Source organism: Synechococcus sp. JA-3-3Ab, assembly GCF_000013205.1.
Classification (GTDB): domain Bacteria; phylum Cyanobacteriota; class Cyanobacteriia; order Thermostichales; family Thermostichaceae; genus Thermostichus.
This window is the reverse complement of the sequence record NC_007775.1, coordinates 1,318,024-1,334,795: the sequence shown is the minus strand read 5'-3', so window position 1 is coordinate 1,334,795 and position 16,772 is coordinate 1,318,024. Positions and strand designations below refer to the sequence as shown.

General features: G+C 60.9%; 11 protein-coding genes and 1 pseudogene. 8 read left to right on the top strand and 4 right to left on the bottom strand.

Translation table 11 applies throughout. The features are described 5' to 3' along the window. Positions 1-88 precede the first annotated feature (88 nt). Positions 89-4,051 carry a magnesium chelatase subunit H gene (locus CYA_RS06220; protein WP_011430175.1) on the top strand — a complete coding sequence of 1,321 codons (3,963 nt, stop codon included), beginning with the start codon at positions 89-91 and terminating at the stop codon, positions 4,049-4,051. A gap of 60 nt (positions 4,052-4,111) precedes the next feature. Here the strand turns inward: CYA_RS06220 and CYA_RS06215 are convergent, their stop codons facing one another. Further along, positions 4,112-4,954 (bottom strand): prepilin peptidase, encoded by an 843-nt coding sequence (locus tag CYA_RS06215; RefSeq protein WP_011430174.1) that lies wholly within the window; start codon positions 4,952-4,954, stop codon positions 4,112-4,114. Positions 4,955-5,030: 76 nt separating this feature from the next. Next, a complete protein-coding gene (locus CYA_RS06210; protein ID WP_041438278.1) occupies positions 5,031-5,231 on the bottom strand; it encodes a hypothetical protein in 201 nt (66 codons plus the stop codon). Positions 5,232-5,676: 445 nt separating this feature from the next. On the opposite strand from CYA_RS06210, the gene CYA_RS06205 reads away from it, so the two are divergent. After that, positions 5,677-7,932 carry a ComEC/Rec2 family competence protein gene (locus CYA_RS06205; RefSeq protein ID WP_011430172.1) on the top strand — a complete coding sequence of 752 codons (2,256 nt, stop codon included), beginning with the start codon at positions 5,677-5,679 and terminating at the stop codon, positions 7,930-7,932. Positions 7,933-8,027: 95 nt separating this feature from the next. On the opposite strand, the pseudogene CYA_RS15725 reads toward CYA_RS06205, so the two are convergent. Continuing rightward, positions 8,028-8,211: pseudogene (locus CYA_RS15725) on the bottom strand (hypothetical protein); the annotation flags it as partial. 106 nt (positions 8,212-8,317) lie between these two features. On the opposite strand from CYA_RS15725, the gene CYA_RS14410 reads away from it, so the two are divergent. The 4 genes from CYA_RS14410 (at position 8,318) to CYA_RS06180 (ending at position 12,709) form a co-directional block, all read left to right on the top strand. Then, the gene (locus CYA_RS14410; protein WP_049749746.1) at positions 8,318-9,166 is read left to right on the top strand and encodes a DNA methyltransferase; all 849 of its coding nucleotides are present in this window, start codon (positions 8,318-8,320) and stop codon (positions 9,164-9,166) included. Positions 9,167-9,173: 7 nt separating this feature from the next. Then, a complete protein-coding gene (locus CYA_RS15330) occupies positions 9,174-11,807 on the top strand; it encodes a DUF559 domain-containing protein (RefSeq protein ID WP_049749745.1) in 2,634 nt (877 codons plus the stop codon). A 252-nt stretch (positions 11,808-12,059) separates the two neighbouring features. Beyond that, entirely contained in the window at positions 12,060-12,392 is a 333-nt protein-coding gene (locus tag CYA_RS06185; RefSeq protein WP_011430171.1) for a hypothetical protein, read from the top strand. Further along, a complete protein-coding gene (locus CYA_RS06180) occupies positions 12,389-12,709 on the top strand; it encodes a nucleotidyltransferase domain-containing protein (protein ID WP_011430170.1) in 321 nt (106 codons plus the stop codon). The genes CYA_RS06185 and CYA_RS06180 overlap by 4 nt, the downstream gene beginning before the upstream one ends. A gap of 104 nt (positions 12,710-12,813) precedes the next feature. Here the strand turns inward: CYA_RS06180 and CYA_RS14070 are convergent, their stop codons facing one another. Continuing rightward, a complete protein-coding gene (locus CYA_RS14070; protein ID WP_011430169.1) occupies positions 12,814-13,746 on the bottom strand; it encodes an IS630 family transposase in 933 nt (310 codons plus the stop codon). Positions 13,747-14,218: 472 nt separating this feature from the next. Between CYA_RS14070 and tatC the strand changes: the two genes are divergently transcribed. Both tatC and CYA_RS06160 read left to right on the top strand, forming a co-directional pair. Next, positions 14,219-14,905, top strand: coding sequence for a twin-arginine translocase subunit TatC (gene tatC, locus CYA_RS06165; RefSeq protein ID WP_228375510.1), 687 nt, complete (start codon positions 14,219-14,221; stop codon positions 14,903-14,905). A gap of 649 nt (positions 14,906-15,554) precedes the next feature. After that, entirely contained in the window at positions 15,555-16,766 is a 1,212-nt protein-coding gene (locus CYA_RS06160; RefSeq protein ID WP_228375481.1) for an NAD(P)/FAD-dependent oxidoreductase, read from the top strand. Positions 16,767-16,772: the final 6 nt, after the last annotated feature.

Sequence of the window (16,772 nt, the reverse complement as noted above, 5' to 3'; positions counted from 1 at the left end):
CTCTGGTAGAACGGGAAACAGGTGCTAGGGAAGAATGCCCATTCCCGGCCCACTTGCTTTTTTGCATTGCACAAGGGAGAGCGACCGCATGTTTACTCTGGTTAAGCCCATCACCCGCCACGTGGCCCCTGACGAGCTAGGGGGGCGCCGACTGATGAAGGTGGTGTACGTGGTGTTGGAGCCGCAGTATCAGAGTGCTCTGACAGCAGCGGTGCAGCGCATCAACGCCCGCAACCCCAAGCTGGCGGTGGAGCTGTCTGGCTACTTGGTGGAGGAGCTGCGGGATCCCTCGGGGTATGAGGCTTTCCGGCGGGATCTGGAGACGGCCAATGTTTTTATTGGCTCCCTGATCTTTATTGAGGACATCGCCCAGAAGGTGGTGCAGGCGGTAGAACCCCTGCGGGAGCGGTTGGATGCGGTGGTGGTGTTCCCCTCCATGCCGGAGGTGATGCGCCTGAATAAGCTGGGATCCTTTTCTATGGCGCAACTGGGCCAGTCCAAGAGCGCCATTGCCCAGTTCATGCGCAAGCGCCAGCAGGGATCCAACTTCCAGGAGGGGATGCTGAAGCTGTTGCAGACGCTGCCCAAGGTGCTGAAGTACCTGCCCTTTGACAAGGCCCAGGATGCTCGCAACTTCATGCTTAGCTTCCAGTACTGGCTGGGCGGATCCCGCGAGAACCTGGAGAACTTTTTGCTGATGCTGGCGGATCGCTACCTGCCGGGGATGCGGGATCAGGTCAAGTTTGCCGAGCCGGTCACCTATCTGGAAATGGGCATTTGGCACCCGCTGGCGCCGCAGATGTTTGCCAGCCTGGCGGAGTATTGGGATTGGTACAACGCCCGCGAGGATCTGCCAGAGGAGGTGAAGGATCCCTTGGCCCCCTGCGTGGGTCTGGTGCTGCAGCGCACCCACCTGGTGACGGGGGACGATGCCCACTACGTGGCCATGGTGCAGGAGCTGGAGTCGCGCGGGGCGCGGGTGGTGCCAGTGTTTGCCGGCGGCTTGGACTTTTCCAAGCCGGTGAACGAGTTTTTCTGGAACGAGCAGAAGACGGCGCCAATTGTGGATGTGGTGGTGTCGCTAACCGGGTTTGCCCTGGTGGGCGGGCCGGCGCGGCAGGATCACCCCAAAGCCGTGGAGGCGCTGCAACGGCTCAATCGTCCCTACATGGTGGCACTGCCCTTGGTGTTTCAATCGACAGAGGAATGGGCCAATAGCGACCTGGGGCTGCACCCGGTGCAGGTGGCGCTGCAAATTGCCATTCCCGAACTGGATGGGGCCATCGATCCCATCATCCTCTCAGGGCGGGACGCCGTCACCGGCAAGGCCCATGCCCTGCAGGATCGGATTGAGTTGATTGCGGCGCGGGCCATCAAGTGGGCCAATCTGCGGCGCAAGCCCAAGCTGGAGAAGAAGATCGCCATCACCGTTTTCAGCTTTCCGCCGGACAAGGGCAATGTGGGGACAGCGGCCTACCTGGATGTGTTTGCCTCCATCCACCGGGTGATGCAGGCGCTGGCCCACAACGGCTATGACCTGGGGCCAGAGCTGCCCAAAACGCCGCAGGAGCTGATGGAGTCCATCCTCCACGATCCCCAGGCCCAGTACGCCAGCCCGGAGCTGAACGTGGCGGCCAAGCTGTCGGTGCGGGAATATGAGGCCCTGACGCCCTATGTCAAAGCCATTGAGAAATACTGGGGGCCGGCGCCGGGGCACCTGAATACCGATGGGCAAAATCTGCTGATTTACGGCAAACACTTTGGCAACCTGTTCATCGGGGTGCAGCCCACCTTTGGCTACGAAGGGGATCCCATGCGTCTGCTCTTTTCGAGATCGGCCAGCCCCCACCACGGCTTTGCCGCCTACTACACCTACCTGGAAAAGGTTTGGAAGGCCGACGTGGTCATCCACTTTGGCACCCATGGCTCTTTGGAGTTCATGCCGGGCAAGCAGATCGGCATGTCGGGCGAGTGCTACCCGGACAATTTGATCGGATCCCTGCCCAACTTGTACTACTACGCCGCCAACAACCCCAGCGAGGCCACCATCGCCAAGCGGCGCGGCTATGCTTGCACCATCAGCTACCTGACGCCGCCGGCAGAAAACGCCGGCCTCTACAAGGGGCTGCAGGAGCTGCGGGAGTTGATCGGCTCTTACCAAAGCCTGCGGGAAGGAGGACGCGGCATTCAGATTGTCAATGCCATCTGCGACAAGGCGCGCCTGGTCAACCTGGACAAGGATGTGGAGCTGCCCCAGGTGGATGCGGCCCAGCTCACCCTGGAAGAGCGGGACACGGTGGTGGGCAAGCTCTACGCCAAGCTGATGGAGATCGAGTCGCGGCTGTTGCCCTGTGGCCTGCATGTGATCGGGGCGCCCCCCACGGCGGAGGAGGCCATCGCTACCCTGGTGAGCATCGCCAGCATCGACCGCCCGGAAGAAGGGATCCTCGGCCTACCCCGCATCATTGCCCAGAGCCTGGGTCGGGATATCGACGAAATCTACCGCAACCGGGATCGGGGGCACCTGGCGGATACAGAGCTGCTGGATCGCATCAACAAGGCCTGCCATAAGGCAGTGGCCGCGCTCGTGCAGGAGCAAACCGACGCCCAGGGGCGGGTCTCGCGGGTGGCCAAGCTCAATTTCTTCAACATGGGGCGGCAGGCGCCCTGGCTGGTGGCCCTCAAGGAGGCGGGCTATCCGCAGGTGGAGGCGGAGCTGCTCAAGCCTTTGTTTGAGTTTTTGGAAGAGTGCCTCAAGCAAATCACGGCCGATTATGAGCTGGGATCCCTGCTTCGCGCTTTGGAAGGGGAGTACATCCTGCCGGGGCCGGGCGGGGATCCCATCCGCAACCCCGCTGTGTTGCCGACGGGGCGCAACATCCACGCCTTGGATCCCCAGTCTATCCCCACGGCAGCGGCCATTAAGTCGGCGGAGATGGTGGTGGAGCGGCTGCTGGCCCGCGAGCTGAGCGCCAACGGCGGCAGGTACCCGGAAACCATCTCGGTGGTGCTCTGGGGCACGGACAACATCAAGACCTACGGCGAGTCGCTGGCGCAGGTGCTGTGTTTGCTGGGGGTGCGTCCCCAGCCGGATGCCCTGGGGCGGGTGAACAAGGTGGAGCTGATCCCCTTGGAGGAGCTGGGGCGGCCCCGCATTGACGTGGTGGTCAACTGCTCCGGCGTGTTCCGGGATCTCTTTGTCAACCAAATGGCCCTCCTCGACCGGGCGGTAAAGCTGGCGGCCCTGGCCGATGAGCCGCTGGAGCTGAACTATGTGCGCAAGCACGCTCTGCAGCAGGCCAAGGAGCTGGGGCTGACGCTGGAGCAGGCGGCAACGCGGGTCTTTTCCAACGCTTCTGGCTCCTACTCGGCCAACATCAACCTGGCGGTGGAAAACAGCTCCTGGGAGGACGAGAGCGAGCTGCGGGAGATGTACCTCTCGCGTAAGTCCTTTGCCTTCGGATCCAATCTGCCCAACCAGCAGATGCGGCAGCTGTTTGAGGCCAGCCTGAAGACGGTGGACGTGACCTTCCAGAATCTGGATTCGTCGGAGATCAGCCTGACGGATGTCAGCCACTACTTCGATGCGGATCCCACCAAGCTGGTGCAGAGCCTGCGCCCGGACGGCAAGGCCCCCTCGGCCTACATGGCGGATACCACCACGCCCAGCGCCCAGATCCGCACCCTGAGCGAGACGATCCGCCTCGATGCTCGCACCAAGCTGCTCAACCCCAAGTGGTACGAGGGCATGCTCAAGCACGGCTACGAAGGGGTGCGGGAGATCGCCAAGCGGCTGGTGAATACCTCCGGCTGGTCGGCCACGGCGGGAGCGGTGGACAACTGGATCTACGAGGAAACCAACGAGACCTTCATCAAGGACGAGGCGATGCGGCAGCGCCTGATGAACCTCAACCCCCACTCCTTCCGGCGCATCGTCGGCACCCTGCTGGAGGTGCACGGGCGTGGCTACTGGCAGACTTCCCAGGCCAACATCGAGCGCCTGCAGGAGCTGTACCAAGAAGTGGAAGACCGGATCGAGGGGGTGGAGTAGAGGCCAAAAGGGATCCCTGCCGATCGTTGCCGTTGCCACTGGAAGAGGGGTGAGGGAGTTCTACCCCAGCAACCCCGACCAGCGTAGGTAGGCCTCGATTAGGGGGGATCCCGCCAAGGCGGCCACGGCGCCGCCTAGAGCCAAGTAGGGGCCGAAGGGGATGGGTTTGCCCAGGCGGGCCCTTCCCCCGGCCATGGCCAGCAGGCTGCCCAGCAAACCAAGCCCAGAGCCCAAGATGAGGGCCACCAACACCCCTTGCCAGCCCAGCCACATGCCGATCAGGGCCAGCAGCTTACCATCTCCTCCGCCCATGGCCTCCCGCCGCAAAACCCAACGGGCGACAAAGCCAATGCCTTCCAACAGCCAGATGCCCAGCACGGCGCCCGCGATCCCGGCCACCAGTGACCAGCCCATGGCGGCCAGGGATCCCGACCCTTCCAGCCAGGGCAGCGCCAGGCGGGCCAGCAGCCCCGCCAGCAGGCCGGAGCGGGTGAGCGACTCCGGCAGCCAAAACGTATCCAGGTCAACCAGGGCCAGCGCCAGCAGCCAGCCCAACAAGACACAGGTGAGGAGCCCGCGGGGAGAAAATCCCAAGATGGCGATGCTGAGGCCGAACAGCCCCATGGTCAAGGCTTCAACGGCAGGGTAGCGCCAGCTAATCTGCGCCCCGCAGTGGCGGCAGCGGCCCCGCAGCAGGAACCAGCCCAGAATGGGGATGTTCTCCATCGGGCCCAGGGGCGTCTTGCAGTGGGGACAATGGGAGCCGGGATGGAGCAGAGAAAGACCTTGCGGCAGGCGATAGACCACCACATTGAGAAAGCTGCCCACACAGGCCCCCAGCACCAACACCAGCACCCAGACCAACAGGCGCAGCTCCCAGGTGCTGGCAAGGAAGTCCACCATCGCAGCCGTCCACAGGGAGAAAAAGAGGCTTGCTCTGCTATCGTAGGCGCCTAGGCTCGGCTTGGGCAGAAGGGCCTCAGCGGAGCGGCTCCAACTGCTGCAGCGGAATGAAAGTTTCTTGGGGCAGCAGGATGGGAAACTCAGAAAAGATCAGATCCCCTCGCAGGGTACGGCGATGGATGACCACGCCCCGCGGCGGCTGCTCCAGCACCTCCGGTCGATACTGCAAATGGTATTGATAGATCTGGCGAGCTGCTTGCAGCAAAGCGCTGTCCATGTGCGGTTTCCCCACCTCGCAAAGCCCACTATCACCCTAACGACCCTGCCAAGATTCTCTGGGATCCCTAACGTTCTGTCCGCCCCTTTTGAGCATTTTTAGAAACGCTTAAGCTTCCTTAAGAGCGGCGGATCCCTTGAGCTAGACGCTCACTCCTTTGACCAGAGGCGGGCCGATCCGCCTCGCCTCTCGGTAGCTTAAACCCTAGGATATCGCCGTCAAGAGCCAGTGGGCCATCTTTCCCAATTCTTAAACTTGCAAGAGGAAGGATCTGGAGGGTGCGTTGCCCATCTGGCGGGAGCATGCGGCTGGTGGCGAGCGCCAGCCCTAGGCCGGATGCAGTTTGCCTCTGTCTTGCGGGGTCGGCAACCGGTCAAGGTTAAGACAACGCCATGGATCCCGCCTGAGCGCGAGAGTACAGTGGGGGCAAAAGCGCTGAAGAGGGATGGAGAGAACCTATCTGCTGGGGCTGGGCTGGATCCTGGGCCTGTTGCTGCGGGCCTGGCCGGCGGCGAGCGGCTGGGGCTGGGGGATCCCGCTGGCTTTGGGATTGGCGGGATCGCTGCTGTACCGGCGACGACCGCGCTTGGCCCGCACCTGGCTGGCGATGGGGCTGGTGGGGTGTCTGGCCTGGGCCTACCTGGGCTGGCGGCAGCCGGTTCCCGGCCCGACGGATATCAGCCTTCTGGCCCCGCAGCGGCAGATGAGCCTGGTGGGCACCGTTCTTTCGGAGCCCCGCCCCACCCGCAGCGAGCGGCGGCAATTTTGGCTGGAGGCGGAGCAGGTGCTGGAGGCCAACCAAACGGCCCGCCAGGTAAGCGGCAAGCTCTACGTCACTGCCAGCCCTGAGGCTCTCCCAAGCCAGGATCTCCATCCCAACCAGCGGGTGCGCCTGACGGGATCCCTCTACCTTCCCAGTCCCGCCTTAAACCCGGGCAGCTTTGACTTTCAGGCCTATCTGCAGCGGCAGGGGGCTTTTGCCGGCTTCATCGCCCGCGAGGTGATCCCCCAGCCGGGGGGAAGGGGCTGGGGAGGTTGGGTGCTGCGGCGGCGGGTGCGGGAGGCGTTCATTGCCGGGCTGGGGGAGCGGCAGGGGAACCTCTTGGCTTCCTTGGTGCTGGGATCCCGGGCTGCCCAGTTGGATTTTGATTTGCAGGATGCCTTTCGAGAAGTTGGCCTGGCCCATGCGCTAGCGGCCTCTGGGTTTCACGTGTCGCTGCTGGTGGGGGTGGTGTTTGTCCTAACGCGGCGGCTGGCGGTACGCCTGCAGCAGGGGATCCTCCTGGCGGTCTTGGGGATTTACCTGGCCTTGACGGGCTTTACCCCTTCGGTGCTGCGGGCGGCGGTGATGGGGGCAGCGGCCATGCTGGTGTTGACGGAGCCAAGACTGGAAGGAAAAGTTAGGCTTAACCCCCTGGGGACGCTGCTGGTGGCGGCGGTTTTGCTGTTGATCTACCAGCCGCTGTGGATTACCGATCTGGGGTTTCAGCTCAGCTTTGCCGCCACCCTGGGCCTGCTGGTGGGGGCAGGGCCGATTGGATCCCGGCTGGACTTTTTGCCGCCGGCGGTGGCCACGGCTCTGGCCGTTCCGCTGGCCGCCCAGATCTGGACGCTGCCGCTGCAGGTGGCCATCTTTGGCCGCATCCCCACCTACTCGCTGCTGGCCAACCCGCTGCTGCTGCTTCTCTTGGTGCCCCTGCTGGTGGCGGGGTTTGGGGTGGCTTTTGTGGCCTTGCTCTGGCCGGGGCTGGGATCCCTGCTGGCCCGGCCCTTGACGTTTTTGATCACGCCTTTGATCAACTGGGTGGGCTGGATGGCCAGCTGGCCCCTGAGCTCCTACTACACCGGCAGGGTCTCGCTGCTCCAGTGTCTACTTCTCTACGGGGCGCTGGTGGCTTTGACCTTTTGGCCCCGCTGGCGGCGGGCTTTGCGCTGGCAGGGCACTGCTCTGATAATGGCCGCCATCCTCTTGGGGCCAAGGCTGTGGCCGGGGCCGCCGGTCGAGATCACCGCTTTGGCCAGTGGCCGCCTCCCCGTCCTGGCCATCCAAGCCGAAGGACGCCACCTCTTGCTCAACAGCGGCGATCCCCGCCTGGCCGAGCGCACCGTGTTGCCCTTTTTGCGGCAGCAGGGCCTGCGCCGTCTGGAGGGGGCGGTGGCCATGACCTCTGCCGGCTCGGCCAATGGGGGCTGGGAGATCCTGCTTTCAGCTTTCTCCATCGGGCAGTTCTGGGACGGGGGCGGCGTCAATGCCGCCTCGGACAGCTACCTGCGCTCTCTTAGCGCCGTGCAAGCTGCCGGGATCCCCTATCAAGTCTTGCGGCCTGCCGACCGGATCCCCTTCTCGGAGCGGCTGAAGCTGCAGGCCGTCCACACCAACCCCTTGGTGTTGACCTTGGAGGCCGAGGGATCCCGCTGGCTGCTCTTGGGATCCGCCGGCCCCCCTGTCCAGGCGGAGCTGACCGGATCCCCCTTGCTGCCGGCCCAGATCGACTGGCTGTGGTGGGATGGGGGATCGCTGATCCTGGACTTGCTGGAGCGCTTTCAGGTGCAGGCGGGCATCAGCTCCGGCCCTGTTGGCGAGGCAGTGACCACCTGGTTTCGGCAAAAGCAGCGGCCCCTCTACATTGCCGAGCGCGTTGGAGCAGTAACCTGGTCGCCCCGGGGCGTGCAAACCCTGCGGGCGCCACTGGACGGATAGGTGGCTTGGGGGAGAAGGGCTTAGGCGACAGCTCAAGGCTGGATCAAAAGTTACTGATACATTTACGCTGAACACTGCTGAACATCACTGTTCAACTATGCAGCGATAGCATTCTGTTTGTTTCCAAACAGAATGGCGGTATCCCGCAAAGCTTTGAGTAGAATACCCAAAGCGCAGTTTCCGTGTCGTCTTACTACCAATTTTCTGCTTTGCTTTGGCTACCATGTTGGCAGACTCGAAAGTAAACAGAAAGATCAACTGGTAGTAATCCGTACTGAACATATTATACATCATTTTCAGTATAGTTGAGCTTATTATTGACTAGAGTCATGCTCTCAAGCTAGCCTTCCCACTAAGCCCACGACAAACCAACAGGCAGGACTGGATGGCAGCCAAGAAAACCGACACCAAACGCCCAATCGAATCCTACGAGCACCGCGACAAAGAGCGTGTCAATAATCCACCTGTGGGGTTGGTGACGCCCCAGACTGACCCGGATGCCGGGCAAACGAAAAAGCGCTATGCCTACGATCCTCACCTCGACCCGCAACTGGTCTGGGCCGGCAAGGCCGAGCACACCTCGTTCGCGGTGCCGACGATCTCGCTCTATGTCCACGAGCGCATCGACCCCCGTACGATCATCGAGGCGGTGAAGAAGCGGAACGGCAGCGGCGGCGCGGAGCAACTCAGCCTTTTTGAAGAGGAACGCCGAGAGCCGCTGCGCCAGGCCGTCGAGTTCTACCAGTACAAACACGGCTGGACCAACCGCCTCATCGCTGGCGACTCGCTCCTGGTGATGAATTCGCTCCTGGAAAAAGAGGGCATGGCGGGCAAAGTGCAGATGATCTACCTCGACCCGCCCTACGGCATCAAATACGGCTCTAACTTCCAGCCCTTCGTCAACAAGCGCGACGTCAAGGATGGCAAAGACGAGGATTTAACCAGCCAGCCAGAGCAAATCCGCGCCTTCCGCGACACCTGGGAGCTAGGCATCCACTCCTACCTCACCTACCTGCGCGACCGGCTACTGCTGGCGCGAGAACTCCTCACCGAAAGCGGCAGCATCTTCGTGCAGATCGGCGACGAGAACGTCCATCTGGTACGCTGCTTGATGGATGAAGTGTTTGGGGCGGGGAATTTTGTGCGACTTATCACGTTCGCTAAAACCGGCAGCATGGTATCCAACGAGTTAGGCCGGACGAGTGATTATCTGAATCTGGTATGCCAGGGATAAAAAATATTTGAAATATCGCCAGTTGTATTCTGAAAAGCTGCCTGATGCCTTCTATAGTAATGTGGAGCTACCCGACGGTACCGTGCGAAAGATTACCCGGGCCGAGATGGTCGATCCGTCGCTGTTGCCAGCGGGAGCAAAGGTCTTCCAGCTCGTAAGCCTGGAGAGCTCGGGGCCGCCGGGCGAGGATACGCCGCTCCAATTTAAGGGAGAGACCTTCAGACCGAACAAGAACAGCCATTGGAAGCTGATCTACCCCGATGGCATGGAGGCGTTGAAACGCACGGGTCGCGTGACTAAGGATGGCAGCAAACTTCGATGGAAATATTATATCGACGATTATCCGCTCAAGGTCTTGTCTGAGGTCTGGGACGACACGGCCGGATTCAATCCTGAGCAACGATACGTGGTTGAAACGCGTACGAAGGTTGTAGAGCGCTGCCTCCTGATGACCACCGACCCGGGCGATTTGGTGTTTGACCCGACGTGTGTGCGGAAGGGGACGCGAGTGTGGTGTGTGCGGGATGGGGGCAGCCCCCCTATTGTCCCCCCGCACGCGGGGGGACGCTCCCTCCCCGCTTGCGGGGAGGGCTGGGGTGGGGCTAGCCGGGGAAGGGCTGGTCGAGGAGAGGCCAACCAGGAAGAGGCCACACTGATCGCCATCGAATCCATCCAACCTGGCGACTGGGTTCTGGGGCATGACGGACAACCGCATCGCGTCGTGCGCGTGATCCGCCGGCCGTACCGCGGCAAGATGATCGGCATCCGCCACGAAAAAACTGACGCGACGCTCTGGCTCTCTGCCGACCACAAGGTGCTCGCCAAGCGCCGCCCGCGCTCACTGGGAGGGCATAACGACTGGTCGGGCATTCCCCGGGGGTTGCGCGGGCGAAGCAAAATGCTGCGGCGTGAAATGACCCCGCCGGAGCGTAAGCTGTGGACGGCGCTGCGCAACAACCAAACCGGTTTCGCCTTCCGACGCCAGCATCCCATCGGTCGGTATATAGCAGATTTTTACAGCCGCGACGCCCAACTTGTCGTCGAGGTGGACGGCGTGCTGGCCCACAGCAGCGAAGAGGCACTGGCTCACGATCAGGCCCGCGATGCCTATCTCCGCGAGCTGGGCTTGGAGGTGCTGCGCGTCCCGGCCAGGGAGGTGCTGTCCAATCTGGAGGGCGTTTACGAAACCATTCGACACGCCTGCCAACTTCAGCTCAGCGTCGAGAAGGCCGAATGGGTGGAAGCGCAGGACCTGGCTGTGGGGGATTGGGTCTTCTTTGGTCCGCAGCGGGTCGCCGTGCGCATCGCCGAACTCCACACGCAAGAAACCGAAGAGGAGTTGTATGACCTGGAGGTAGAAGACGCGCACTCTTTCATCACGGAGCTGTGCGTCGTGCACAATTGCGGCAGCGGCACCACCGCCTACGTTGCCGAGCAGTGGGGCCGGCGCTGGATCACCTGCGACACCTCACGCGTCGCGATCACAATCGCCCGCCAGCGGCTGATGACTGCGGTTTTCGACTACTACGAACTGGCGCACCCGCAGGAGGGCGTCGGCTCCGGCTTCAAGTACAAGACCGTGCCCCATGTCACGCTCAAGTCCATCGCCAATAACCCGGAGATCGACGGCATTTACGCGCGGCTCCATCCGGCAGTGGCAGCGGCCCTTGCTGAGCTGAACGCTGCGCTTCATGGCCAGCCGGTCAAATTCCAGGTCACCCAAGGCGGTCGGGCCGGCCAGTTCGTGGACTTCGCCGCACCCGATGAAGCAACCTTCACCATGCCCGCTGGCCAGGTGGTCAAGGTCAACGAGCTGGTGGAATGGGAAGTGCCCTTTACGTTTCCTGCCGACTGGCCGGAAAAAGCGCGCGAACCCTTCGAGCGTTTCCATCAAGCCCGCCGCACCCTCCAAAAGGAGATCGACGCCGCCATCGCCCGCCATGCGCCGCAGGAGACGCTCTACGACCAGCCCTTTGTGGACAGGAAGAAGGTGCGCGTCACCGGCCCCTTTACGGTTGAAGCGGTGCCGGCACCGGCGGTCAAGTCGGTGGACGAGATTTTGGAGGAGAAGCCGCAACCTGCCGATACGTCTATTACCCGCTCCGGCGAGACCCTGCGCCAGGCCGAATGGCGTGACGAACTGCTGCGCACCGGCATTCGCGGCAAGAACGGGCAATACATCCGCTTTGCCCGCCTAGAGCCCCTGCCCGGTTGCCGCTGGCTCCATGCCGAGGGGGAAACGCGGCCAAGCGACGAAGGGGCAAATACCGTGCGCGAGACGGCGCCAGCCTACGATCCCATGCGCGTGGTCGTCTCCTTCGGCCCGGAATATGGCCCGCTCGAGCAGCGGCAAGTTGAGCATGCCTGGCAAGAGGCGCGGATGCTCAGCCCACAGCCCAAACTGCTGATCTTCGCCGCCTTTCAATTTGACCCCGAAGCAGCAAAAGATATTGACGAGATGAAGCCAGAGCTGGCCGGCATGCAGTTCCTCAAAGTCCAAATGAACGCCGACCTACTCACCGACGACCTCAAAAAGAAGCGCGCCAGTAACGAATCCTTCTGGCTCATCGGGCAGCCGGATGTGGAGCTGCGCAAAGCCGAAGATGGCTGGTTTGTGGTTGAGCATGACTCTAGTCAATGATAAGCTCAACTATACTGAAAATAATGTATAATATGTTCAGTACGGATTACTACCAGTTGATCTTTCTGTTTACTTTCGAGTCTGCCAACATGGTAGCCAAAGCAAAGCAGAAAATTGGTAGTAAGACGACACGGAAACTGCGCTTTGGGTATTCTACTCAAAGCTTTGCGGGATACCGCCATTCTGTTTGGAAACAAACAGAATGCTATCGCTGCATAGTTGAACAGTGATGTTCAGCAGTGTTCAGCGTAAATGTATCAGGTACACGGTTTCGACTACTACAACACCAAGACCGGGGCCATCGAATCGGGCGGCAAGGACAAGATTGTCATGTGGATGCTCGATACCGACTACGACGGGCGCTGCCTCTACCCCCGTCAGGTCTTCTTCCCGATGGCGGGCGAGAAAGAAGGCTGGGCGAAGTTGGCGCGCAATCTCAAGGCCGAGATTGACAAGGACCTCATAAAAGCCTATAGCGGTACGGTGTCGTTGCCCTTCGCACCGGGCGAGCACAAGCGCATTGCCGTCAAGATCGTGGATGACCGGGGCATTGAGAGCCTGAAGGTAATGGAGTTGCCAATATGATCGATGATCAAACCTTGCAAGAGATCGTCCGGCGTATCGTGGCAGCGGCCCAGCCCAGCCGCGTACTCTTGTTTGGCTCCTATGGCCGCGGCGATGCCGACGCGGGTTCCGACCTAGACATCATGGTGATCAAACCAGAGGTGTCTGATCGGTACGCCGAAATGATTCGTTTGCACGAAGCGGTGGGCGATATGGGCCCAGGGTTGGATATCCTCGTTTATTCCGAGGCGGAATACCAGCGGCGCAGCCGTGTGCCAGGCACCGTGCTGTACTGGGCGCGCAAGCAGGGAAAAGACCTCTATGAAGCCGCATCTTGAGGAGGCTTGGCGGTTGTTGCGCCTAGCGGAGCGCGACATCAAAGCCTTCGAAGTCCTCAAAAAAGCGCCGGATGTTCATCTCTCCATTACAGCCTGTTAAGAGCTCAAGGGGTACAATAGCAGCACTTAGCAAACCAACTTCGGAAGGAGGATGGATTGATCAGTAGTAAAGAAGTCTTCACTATCTGCTCCATGCTATATTTCCCAATTCTGCAAAGCTGCCGAATAAAATGCTTCAACACCGACCACATCATCTCAATGGGATTCAACTCCGGCGCATACACAGGCAGGTATAGGATTCGTGCTCCTGTCCCCCTAATCAATTCCTCAACTTCCCGACTCTTGTGGATATTTAAATCCTTCCTCGCATCTAGCTTCGGACATAGCTCGCTTCTCAAAAACTCCAAAAAATCTCCTTTCTTCATCCCACCCTTGATGACACGACAGCCAACTACACCTCTCAAGGAAATAGCTCCAATAACCGTATACTTTTCACCCTTGTATCTCTGACGATAATGATAAGCCCTTTGACCACGTAAACTCCGAGATACTCTCCGCTCCATTCCCTCCCAGACTCCCGTCTGGTCGATGGCAATCAAATCCTCCGCTGGAATATTCCTGACTTCTTGACTATAAGCTAGTCGTTCCCTTTGCAACTCCTCTTCTTTGACTTTTGCACTGCGGTAGGTCTTTTTTTTTAGAGTCATTCCTTGCTTTTTCAAGAAATTATGTATCGTGACGATGCTTACATTGATTCCTAAGCGCTCGCGCAACAGTTCTTGATACTGCCACAGGTAGAAGTCTGGGTGTTCTGTAATAATTGCCATCACTTCCTGCCGATGTTGTTCCAAAATGCCCACTCGCTTGGTGCCTGCTTTCTTAGGGGCTAAATCTTGAGTTTGTTGGTACTGACGCACCCAGCGGTGTACTGTTCTTTTGGTCACCATGAAGCGTTTAGCTACCTGGCGGATGGAGGTGTTACCTGCCTGATAGGCTGCTACAACTCTTTGCCGCAAATCCAAAGAATGAGTCGGCATTCCTTTCTCTCCTTCCTCTTGAATACCTGTACCCTATTTTAAATTAAAAGGCTGTATCTTTTGTGTCCTTCAGAATTTTAGAGCTGCTCCCGCCTCAGCCTAGCCGGGCGAGATGAAGTATTGACATACTCCCCAGCCCTTTGGGGCGGGGATCCTAGCTCCCCTCTGTCCCCCCGTATACGGGGGGTTTGGGGGTTCGGGGGAGAACGTCAACAGTCTGGTGAAGCAGAGACTTTGAGCAAGGGCAGCTCCCGTCCACAACCTGGCAGTTCCTTCCGGGAACAGCTTGGAAGGGGGCCATGTATTGGGCGGGCGCTTTTCCTTAAGGGTGGGGCAGGGCTAAGATAGCGGGAAAGGTTTCGTTACCTGTCGGCCCATGCCCCTTGCCTCTGAGACCGAGTCCTCGCAGCAAGCTCCGGCAACACCTGAGCCTTCTCGGGTGCCAGATCCGGAGTTTCCCTACGAGGTCGAGATGAGCTTGATGGAGCATCTGGAGGAGTTGCGTAGCCGCCTCTTGGCCAGTGTCATTGCGGTGGCCCTGTGTATCGTCGCCTGTTTTCTGGTGGTGAACCGCATCGTCGCCCTGCTGGAGGTGCCCGCTCAGGGGGTGACCTTCTTGCAACTGGCGCCGGGCGAGTATTTTTTCGTCTCTATGAAAGTGGCGGCATATTCGGGGCTGCTCTTGGCCACGCCCTTTGTGCTCTACCAAATTGCCCGCTTCGTCTTGCCAGGGCTGAGCGTCAAGGAGCGCAAGCTGTTGGGGCCGGTGGTGCTCGGATCCAGCCTTTTGTTTGTGGCTGGCTTGGTCTTTGCCTACTACCTCCTCATTCCGGCGGCGCTCAACTTCTTCATTCGCTATGGGGAAGGGGTGGTGGATCAGGCCTGGTCCATCGACCGCTACTTTGAGTTTGTGCTGCTGCTGATGTTCAGCACTGGCTTGGCCTTTCAGGTGCCGATTTTGCAGGCGCTGCTGGGAGCTTTGGGCCTGGTAACTGCTGAGCAGATGTTCAAGGGTTGGCGCTATGTTGTCCTAGGTTCGGTGGTGGCGGGGGCCATTCTCACCCCTTCCACGGATCCCCTCACCCAGAGCCTCCTGGCTGGCGCGGTAACGTTCCTGTACTTGTTTGGCATTCTCCTGGTGAAGCTGCTTGGCAAATGACCCAAGGCCGCAGACCTTGATTCTGCCAGCGGGGTCTCCGGCCCGGGAAAGAGAAACGCCAATGGATAAACTCTACCTTCTCACCAAGTTGCTCAGCGGCAACAGTCGGGACTGCAGCCCTGGCTAGCGCCGGGGTTCCGGCATCCACCCCCATCGGCAAGAGACGGCTCCACCGCCAGCGGGGGGAGAGCGGGCCCGGCCCGCCTTGAACTGGAAGGGATCCCGGCCAATTTTCCCGGGCAGGGTATTTCAACGGCGGATTGGCCCGCCTCACTCTGCCAGCGTACCGCTCGCCAGCCCACCAGGGACGAGAGGCCTGTTCGCAAGCCCTGGGGGGGTTGGTGCGGTTGTCAGAAGAGGCGGTTTTGGTGCCTGCTGTAGCCTCTGGGCCAGCGAGGGCAAACGGCGGCTCGCTGCGCTGCTGAGCTCTTCTCAAAGGGAGGTTTGGCCGATGGGCAAAGAGAAATTGGCTTTTGACCAACCAGTCTTCTAAAGTTCTATGGTTGCTTGGACTTTTCTCCCGAAGACAAATCCTTATCCTCCCAAAACCTACGATCCTGCTTACCCAGTCGGCAGCTACTGGGACAGCACAATACCAGATTCCAGTTGGCGACATCCGGCGCCTCTGCAAGGGCAGGTTGAGGCCGAGGTGGCCATCATAGGAGGAGGATTGACGGGGCTATCGACGGCCCTGCACCTGGCCCGCGATCACGGCATCTCGGCTTGCCTGCTGGAGGCGGGATCCCTGGGCTGGGGCGCCTCTGGGCGCAACGGCGGCTTCTGCGGAGTGGGGGCGAGCTACCTCACCCATGCCCAAATGGTGCGGCGGGTAGGCCTGGCGGAGACGGAGCGCTACTACCGGGATCAGCGGCAGGCGGTGGAGACCGTGCAAGAGCTGGCCGCTGCCGAGGGCTTTTCCCTGGATGCCCAGGGAGAAGGTTGGTACGCAGTAGCCCACCGCCCCAGCGCTTGGCGGGAGTTGGAGGCCGAATACCAGATCTACGCCCAGGTGGCCGGCTACCCAGTTCAGCTCCTCAGCCCCAAAGAGCTGCGGGAACGGGGCTTCGACAGCCGCGAGAACCACGGCGCCCTCCACATCGGGGTGGGGTTTGGCCTCAACCCCCTCAAGCTTGCCCAAGGGCTGGCCCAGGCCGCCCAGAAATGGGGAGCGCAATTGCACAGCGCCAGCCGGGTCGTTGCCTGGGAAAAGGTTGGCTCCCGCCACCTTTGCCATACGCCCGGGGGAACGGTGCGGGCACGGCACCTGGTCATCGCCACCAATGGCTACACGCCGGCCAACCTCTACCCCCAATTGGCCGGATCCCTGTTGCCGGTGCTTTCCAACATTCTGGTCACCCGGCCTCTGACGCCGGCAGAGCGAAGGGCTCAGGGCTGGTGGGATCCGACGCCGATCTACGACACGCGACGGCTGCTGTTCTACTACCGTCTCCTGCCGGATGGGCGCTTGCTGTTTGGGGGGCGGGACGGCACCTGCGATGCCCCAAGGGAACGCCAGCGCCTGCGGGCCTGGATGGCGCGGCAGCTCTACCGCCTCTTTCCCGCCTGGGAGGGGGTGGAGATCGAGTACGCCTGGAACGGCTTGGTTTGCCTCTCCCGCCAGCTTCACCCCCACATCGGCCCTTCGCCGACGGATCCCAGCCTCTGGTACGGCCTGGCCTACCACGGCAGCGGCGTGGCCACAGGGGTGTGGGCAGGCAAAATCCTGGCCCAGGAGATCGCCGGCATCCGACCCCAAATTAGCGCCCTCTTCCGCCAGCCACCGCGCCTTTTCCCTTTCCCCTGGCTGCGGCTTCACTACCTGCGGCTGGGGTATCTTTGGTGGCAGTTGACAGACGGATAGTTCCTT

What these genes read in the sequence shown, in the direction of transcription:
- CYA_RS06220 (WP_011430175.1), top strand. Translation starts at nt 89, where the DNA reads ATGTTTACTCTGGTTAAGCCCATCACCCGCCACGTGGCCCCTGACGAG.
- CYA_RS06215 (WP_011430174.1), bottom strand. Translation starts at nt 4,954, where the DNA reads ATGGTGGACTTCCTTGCCAGCACCTGGGAGCTGCGCCTGTTGGTCTGG.
- CYA_RS06210 (WP_041438278.1), bottom strand. Translation starts at nt 5,231, where the DNA reads ATGGACAGCGCTTTGCTGCAAGCAGCTCGCCAGATCTATCAATACCAT.
- CYA_RS06205 (WP_011430172.1), top strand. Translation starts at nt 5,677, where the DNA reads ATGGAGAGAACCTATCTGCTGGGGCTGGGCTGGATCCTGGGCCTGTTG.
- CYA_RS14410 (WP_049749746.1), top strand. Translation starts at nt 8,318, where the DNA reads ATGGCAGCCAAGAAAACCGACACCAAACGCCCAATCGAATCCTACGAG.
- CYA_RS06185 (WP_011430171.1), top strand. Translation starts at nt 12,060, where the DNA reads ATGTATCAGGTACACGGTTTCGACTACTACAACACCAAGACCGGGGCC.
- CYA_RS06180 (WP_011430170.1), top strand. Translation starts at nt 12,389, where the DNA reads ATGATCGATGATCAAACCTTGCAAGAGATCGTCCGGCGTATCGTGGCA.
- CYA_RS14070 (WP_011430169.1), bottom strand. Translation starts at nt 13,746, where the DNA reads ATGCCGACTCATTCTTTGGATTTGCGGCAAAGAGTTGTAGCAGCCTAT.
- tatC (WP_228375510.1), top strand. Translation starts at nt 14,219, where the DNA reads ATGAGCTTGATGGAGCATCTGGAGGAGTTGCGTAGCCGCCTCTTGGCC.